A 2,239-nucleotide genomic window follows, 5' to 3' on the forward strand; every position below is an offset into this window, starting at 1 on the left:
CATGCGTATCAGTAAAGTCAGCCGCCGCCAGAGCGGCAACAGCCTGCAGACGCAGAGGGTAACCTATTTACCCGGCCTTGAGCGGCACACCAGCCATACTGGCGAAACCCTGAAGGCGGAGCTGCATACCCTCACCGCCGGTGAAGCCGGTGCGGCGCAGGTGCGGCTGCTGCACTGGCAGAGCGGACTGCCCGCCGGTATCAGCAATAACTCGCTGCGCTACAGCTACGATAACCTCACCGGCAGCAGCGGGCTGGAAGTGGATGCACAGGGTGAGTTAATCAGTCAGGAGGAGTATTACCCGTATGGCGGTACGGCGATCCGCACGGCAAGAAGCCAGGCGGAAGCGGAGTATAAAACCCGCCGCTACAACGGCAAGGAACGCGATGCCAGCGGGCTGTATTACTATGGTTACCGTTATTATCAGTGCTGGGCCGGGCGCTGGTTGAGCGCCGATCCGGCCGGGACGATTGATGGATTAAATCTGTATCAGATGGTGAACAACAATCCAATAAGAAACCGCGACCCTGATGGCTTATGTGGCGACGAGTTGCCCGCTGCCTCCGGCAGCCACAGTCGCAGCCATAGCCGCAGAGATATTTTATTAAAAAAAGCCAACGACTACTCATCGGAAATTCTGGCAGAAAACCTGACACAAATTTCTCAAAACCAGCCAGCCGAAGGGGTTATGGTTGACACCGCATTAATTAGCGCCAGAGATACACTTGTGGATGCCATATTTATGGCAAAAAACGACCCGGCTACCACAAAAATGATACTTGAGCCCTATATGGGTGAGCTGGGTGCGTCAGAAGCAGACGTTGCGCGCTATGCATCAATAATCAAAATATGGACCGAAACACATAACGTAATTGAAAACATGCTGGTGCCGGAAATAAAAAACCAAAATTTTGCAAAGTTTAGTAACTCACAGCAATATCCTTCCGTAACCGCGATGGCTGATCCTGAAACACATCAAATTGTTCTGTTCGAAAATTTTTTCACATCAACTGTGGAAGAAAGAAGGATAATATTTATGCATGAACACAGTCATCTGAAGGGGCCAGAGCTATGGGATTACTGGTATCTTGGCACTGATAATCCGGAAGACGTCGCGGCAAGAATTTTGGCGCATGGTTTAACCCGGGAGCCCCCCCAATTCCTGCCTGTATACATCAGGGATAAAATCAGGGAGTTAACCGGATTAAATTATCTTACAGCTGAGCAATGTATTCAGATTTTCAATGATCATCCTGATTTGCGAAAAATCATTGCAGCAATGAATCCGGATAATCTTTTCTTTGCCGCAAATGCTGTTGCCCAGTTTCGTATCAAATAATTAAGACAGACATTTTCAATCAGTAGAACTTATAACGGGTATGCCAATGAACAGCGCCGATTCTGCCCTGTATCACAATACGCCACTGGTCACGGTCACCGATAACCGCGGGCTGGCGGTGCGCATGCTCCGCTATCACCGCCACCCGGATTCCGCCGCCGTGACCGATGAGCGGATTACCCGCAATGACTATAATGCCCGCGCTCAAATCATCGGCAGTATCGACCCGCGTCTGTATAGCCGGCAGCAGACTGACGGAACGCTGAACCCTAACTTTCGCTGGCTGCCCGCACTTCACGGCGACAGTCTGCGCACCGACAGCGCCGATGCCGGCACCCGCATTGCGCTGAGGGATATTGCCGGGCGTCCGCATCTGGATATTTCCGCCACCGGCACCACGCGCCGCTGGCTGTATGAGGCGAATACCCTGCCCGGCCGCCCGCTGACGGTCACCGAACAGCCCGCCGGTCAGACCGCACGGATCAGCGAACGCTTTGTCTGGGCCGCTGACAGCGCGGCGGACAAGGCATTTAATCTGGCCGGTCAGCCGGTGCGCCATTATGACAGCGCCGGACTCAGCCGGACCGACAGTATCGCCCTGACCGGCACGCCGTCAGCCGTCAGCCGCCAGCTGCTGGCGGAAACGCGCGAAGCTGACTGGCAGGGTGATGAATCCGCCTGGCAGGATCTGCTGGAGACTGAGCGGTTCACCAGCCGCAGCAGCGCAGACGCCAGCGGCAGCGTGCTCAGCAGCACGGACGCCATGGGCAACAGCCAGCGCCGGGCATACGATATCGCCGGGCAGCTGAAGGGCTGCTGGCTGACGCTGCAGGGCGCAGCGGAACAGGTGATCGTGAAAAACCTCAGCTGGTCCGCCGCCGGACAAAAACTGCGCGAGGA

The 2,239-nt window shown here is 55.2% G+C and carries 1 protein-coding gene and 1 pseudogene; both read left to right on the forward strand.

What is annotated here, in order from left to right:
* The first annotated feature begins 160 nt into the window (after nt 1-160).
* Entirely contained in the window at nt 161-1,339 is a 1,179-nt protein-coding gene (locus JWF83_RS00095; protein WP_413647868.1) for an RHS repeat domain-containing protein, read from the forward strand.
* Nucleotides 1,340-1,385: 46 nt separating this feature from the next.
* A pseudogene (locus JWF83_RS00100) lies at nt 1,386-2,239 on the forward strand (RHS repeat protein); the annotation flags it as partial.

This window comes from Pantoea sp. B65 (genome assembly GCF_047308185.1).
Taxonomy (GTDB): domain Bacteria; phylum Pseudomonadota; class Gammaproteobacteria; order Enterobacterales; family Enterobacteriaceae; genus Erwinia.